Origin of the sequence: Herbaspirillum sp. 1173, assembly GCF_031455335.1 — a bacterium.
Taxonomy (GTDB): domain Bacteria; phylum Pseudomonadota; class Gammaproteobacteria; order Burkholderiales; family Burkholderiaceae_D; genus Herbaspirillum; species Herbaspirillum huttiense.
In genome coordinates this window covers 1-5,215 of sequence record NZ_JAVDSP010000019.1, presented here as the reverse complement: position 1 = coordinate 5,215, position 5,215 = coordinate 1, and the positions used below count along the sequence as shown (strand labels likewise).

General features: G+C 50.8%; 2 tRNA genes and 2 rRNA genes. All 4 read left to right on the top strand.

Annotated features, from left to right (window positions below):
* The first annotated feature begins 191 nt into the window (after nt 1–191).
* The 4 genes from J2X56_RS26990 (at nt 192) to J2X56_RS26975 (ending at nt 5,165) form a co-directional block, all read left to right on the top strand.
* A 16S ribosomal RNA gene (locus J2X56_RS26990) occupies nt 192–1,724 on the top strand.
* Between the two features lie 118 nt (nt 1,725–1,842).
* A tRNA-Ile gene (locus J2X56_RS26985) sits at nt 1,843–1,919 on the top strand.
* Between the two features lie 7 nt (nt 1,920–1,926).
* Nucleotides 1,927–2,002: transfer RNA gene (locus J2X56_RS26980), tRNA-Ala, on the top strand.
* 291 nt (nt 2,003–2,293) lie between these two features.
* A 23S ribosomal RNA gene (locus tag J2X56_RS26975) occupies nt 2,294–5,165 on the top strand.
* The 16S and 23S rRNA genes sit together here with 2 tRNA genes alongside, the layout of an rRNA operon.
* Nucleotides 5,166–5,215: the final 50 nt, after the last annotated feature.

Below are 5,215 nucleotides of genomic sequence, written 5' to 3'. Positions count from 1 at the left end.
CAGACAGATCTTTAAAAATTAACAGCCGATAAGCGTGGGCGTTTAATGAAGTGCGACAGAACTTCGGTTCTGGAAACTTTAAATATTAAATGCTCACAAGAAATATAGGTAAGTTCGCAAGAAATTACCTGTCAGTATTTTGAGAGAGCGATGCCCTTCGGGGTAGCCAGAAATGGCACAAAACAGAGATTAAACTAAAGAGTTTGATCCTGGCTCAGATTGAACGCTGGCGGCATGCCTTACACATGCAAGTCGAACGGCAGCATAGGAGCTTGCTCCTGATGGCGAGTGGCGAACGGGTGAGTAATATATCGGAACGTGCCCTAGAGTGGGGGATAACTAGTCGAAAGACTAGCTAATACCGCATACGATCTACGGATGAAAGTGGGGGATCGCAAGACCTCATGCTCCTGGAGCGGCCGATATCTGATTAGCTAGTTGGTGGGGTAAAAGCCTACCAAGGCGACGATCAGTAGCTGGTCTGAGAGGACGACCAGCCACACTGGGACTGAGACACGGCCCAGACTCCTACGGGAGGCAGCAGTGGGGAATTTTGGACAATGGGGGCAACCCTGATCCAGCAATGCCGCGTGAGTGAAGAAGGCCTTCGGGTTGTAAAGCTCTTTTGTCAGGGAAGAAACGGTAGTAGCTAATATCTACTACTAATGACGGTACCTGAAGAATAAGCACCGGCTAACTACGTGCCAGCAGCCGCGGTAATACGTAGGGTGCAAGCGTTAATCGGAATTACTGGGCGTAAAGCGTGCGCAGGCGGTTGTGTAAGTCAGATGTGAAATCCCCGGGCTCAACCTGGGAATTGCATTTGAGACTGCACGGCTAGAGTGTGTCAGAGGGGGGTAGAATTCCACGTGTAGCAGTGAAATGCGTAGATATGTGGAGGAATACCGATGGCGAAGGCAGCCCCCTGGGATAACACTGACGCTCATGCACGAAAGCGTGGGGAGCAAACAGGATTAGATACCCTGGTAGTCCACGCCCTAAACGATGTCTACTAGTTGTCGGGTCTTAATTGACTTGGTAACGCAGCTAACGCGTGAAGTAGACCGCCTGGGGAGTACGGTCGCAAGATTAAAACTCAAAGGAATTGACGGGGACCCGCACAAGCGGTGGATGATGTGGATTAATTCGATGCAACGCGAAAAACCTTACCTACCCTTGACATGGATGGAATCCTGAAGAGATTTGGGAGTGCTCGAAAGAGAACCATCACACAGGTGCTGCATGGCTGTCGTCAGCTCGTGTCGTGAGATGTTGGGTTAAGTCCCGCAACGAGCGCAACCCTTGTCATTAGTTGCTACGAAAGGGCACTCTAATGAGACTGCCGGTGACAAACCGGAGGAAGGTGGGGATGACGTCAAGTCCTCATGGCCCTTATGGGTAGGGCTTCACACGTCATACAATGGTACATACAGAGGGCCGCCAACCCGCGAGGGGGAGCTAATCCCAGAAAGTGTATCGTAGTCCGGATTGGAGTCTGCAACTCGACTCCATGAAGTTGGAATCGCTAGTAATCGCGGATCAGCATGTCGCGGTGAATACGTTCCCGGGTCTTGTACACACCGCCCGTCACACCATGGGAGCGGGTTTTACCAGAAGTGGGTAGCCTAACCGCAAGGAGGGCGCTCACCACGGTAGGATTCGTGACTGGGGTGAAGTCGTAACAAGGTAGCCGTATCGGAAGGTGCGGCTGGATCACCTCCTTTCTAGAGTGCGCACGAAGTTAAGCGTCCACACTTATCGGCTGTAAATCAAGAACAGTTATTTGGTGAAGCGCGGTCTGTGACACAAGGTCACTGACTGGCTACTGATACTGATCCAAGCGGGTCTGTAGCTCAGCTGGTTAGAGCACCGTGTTGATAACGCGGGGGTCGTTGGTTCGAGCCCAACCAGACCCACCAAGGTTTCGGGGGTTTAGCTCAGCTGGGAGAGCACCTGCTTTGCAAGCAGGGGGTCGTCGGTTCGATCCCGTCAACCTCCACCAAGAAATGTCAAACCTAAGTCAGCGTCGCCAACGCAAGACGTAGTGATTTAGGTTTGATCTTTTACGATCAATGGCTGTTTTTGTTCTTTAACAATCTGGAAGAAGTAAAGATTCATTTGATGATGAATGCCAGGACTGCGGTCCTTGTATGAATCAAAAAAATGGGTGTGATTGTATCAATCAAAGTATTACGAAGTGATCTTAGCAATTAGAAGACTTACTTTGGAATACGGCAAACGCTAAAACTCAACGCTTCATATGACGCTCTTGCAAAAGAGGCTAACGTTATAGGAACAAGCGAATAAGTGCACATGGTGGATGCCTTGGCGATTACAGGCGATGAAGGACGTAGTAGCTTGCGATAAGCTGCGGGGAGCTGGCAAACAAGCTTTGATCCGCAGATTTCCGAATGGGGAAACCCGGCCGTAAGGTCATCGTTATCTGAATACATAGGGTAACGAAGCGAACGTGGCGAACTGAAACATCTAAGTAGCTACAGGAAAAGAAATCAACCGAGATTCCCAAAGTAGTGGCGAGCGAAATGGGATCAGCCTGCAAGATTTAGCATCAACGATAGCAAAACGGAATGGAAAGTCCGGCCATAGTGGGTGATAGCCCCGTATGCGAAATCGATGGTGTGGAACTAGGCTTGCGACAAGTAGGGCGGGACACGTGAAATCCTGTCTGAACATGGGGGGACCATCCTCCAAGGCTAAATACTCGTAATCGACCGATAGTGAACCAGTACCGTGAGGGAAAGGCGAAAAGAACCCCGGAAGGGGAGTGAAATAGATCCTGAAACCGTGTGCATACAAACAGTAGGAGCCCTGTAAGGGGTGACTGCGTACCTTTTGTATAATGGGTCAGCGACTTACATTCAGTGGCAAGCTTAACCGAATAGGGAAGGCGTAGAGAAATCGAGTCCGAATAGGGCGTTCAGTCGCTGGGTGTAGACCCGAAACCAAGTGATCTATCCATGGCCAGGTTGAAGGTGCGGTAACACGCACTGGAGGACCGAACCCACTAATGTTGAAAAATTAGGGGATGAGCTGTGGATAGGGGTGAAAGGCTAAACAAACTTGGAAATAGCTGGTTCTCTCCGAAAACTATTTAGGTAGTGCCTCAAGTATCACCATCGGGGGTAGAGCACTGTTATGGCTAGGGGGTCATCGCGACTTACCAAACCATTGCAAACTCCGAATACCGATGAGTGCGAGCTTGGGAGACAGACGCCGGGTGCTAACGTCCGACGTCAAGAGGGAAACAACCCAGACCGCCAGCTAAGGTCCCAAAGATTGGCTAAGTGGAAAACGAAGTGGGAAGGCTAAAACAGTCAGGAGGTTGGCTTAGAAGCAGCCATCCTTTAAAGAAAGCGTAATAGCTCACTGATCGAGTCGTCCTGCGCGGAAGATGTAACGGGGCTAAGCCAGTCACCGAAGCTGCGGATATCCGTAAGGATATGGTAGGAGAGCGTTCTGTAAGCCTGTGAAGGTGTCTTGTAAAGGATGCTGGAGGTATCAGAAGTGCGAATGCTGACATGAGTAGCGATAATGCGGGTGAAAAGCCCGCACGCCGTAAGCCCAAGGTTTCCTGTTCAACGTTCATCGGAGCAGGGTGAGTCGGCCCCTAAGGCGAGGCAGAGATGCGTAGCTGATGGGAAGCAGGTTAATATTCCTGCACCGTCGTTAGATGCGATGGGGGGACGGATCGCGGAAGGTTGTCCGACTGTTGGAATAGTCGGTTTTTGCATCGAAGAAGGCTGTTAGGCAAATCCGGCAGCGTAATTCAAGGGTGTGAGACGAGCGAACTTGTTCGCGAAGCAATCGGAAGTGGTTCCAAGAAAAGCCTCTAAGCTTCAGTCTAACGAGACCGTACCGCAAACCGACACAGGTGGGCGAGATGAGTATTCTAAGGCGCTTGAGAGAACTCGGGAGAAGGAACTCGGCAAATTGGTACCGTAACTTCGGGATAAGGTACGCCCAAGTAGTTTGACTGGCCTGCGCCAGAAGGACAAAAGGGTTGCAATAAAATGGTGGCTGCGACTGTTTAATAAAAACACAGCACTCTGCAAACACGAAAGTGGACGTATAGGGTGTGACGCCTGCCCGGTGCTGGAAGATTAAATGATGGGGTGCAAGCTCTTGATTGAAGTCCCAGTAAACGGCGGCCGTAACTATAACGGTCCTAAGGTAGCGAAATTCCTTGTCGGGTAAGTTCCGACCTGCACGAATGGCGTAACGATGGCCACACTGTCTCCTCCCGAGACTCAGCGAAGTTGAAATGTTTGTGATGATGCAATCTACCCGCGGCTAGACGGAAAGACCCCATGAACCTTTACTGTAGCTTTGCATTGGACTTTGAACCAATCTGTGTAGGATAGGTGGGAGGCTTTGAAGCGTGGACGCTAGTCTGCGTGGAGCCGACCTTGAAATACCACCCTGGTTTGTTTGAGGTTCTAACCTTGGTCCGTTATCCGGATCGGGGACAGTGCATGGTAGGCAGTTTGACTGGGGCGGTCTCCTCCCAAAGTGTAACGGAGGAGTTCGAAGGTACGCTAGGTACGGTCGGACATCGTGCTAATAGTGCAATGGCATAAGCGTGCTTAACTGCGAGACTGACAAGTCGAGCAGGTACGAAAGTAGGACATAGTGATCCGGTGGTTCTGTATGGAAGGGCCATCGCTCAACGGATAAAAGGTACTCTGGGGATAACAGGCTGATTCCTCCCAAGAGTTCATATCGACGGGGGAGTTTGGCACCTCGATGTCGGCTCATCACATCCTGGGGCTGTAGCCGGTCCCAAGGGTATGGCTGTTCGCCATTTAAAGTGGTACGTGAGCTGGGTTTAAAACGTCGTGAGACAGTTTGGTCCCTATCTGCCGTGGGCGTTGGAAGTTTGAAGGGGGCTGCTCCTAGTACGAGAGGACCGGAGTGGACGAACCTCTGGTGTATCGGTTGTCACGCCAGTGGCATTGCCGAGTAGCTAAGTTCGGAAGAGATAACCGCTGAAAGCATCTAAGCGGGAAACTCGCCTTGAGATGAGACTTCCCGGGAACTAGATTCCCCTAAAGGGTCGTTCGAGACCAGGACGTTGATAGGTCAGGTGTGGAAGCGCAGTAATGCGTTAAGCTAACTGATACTAATTGCCCGTGCGGCTTGTTCCTATAACATTAGCTCTGTTATAGACAAGTTGAGCATATATTGTGTTTGCCCT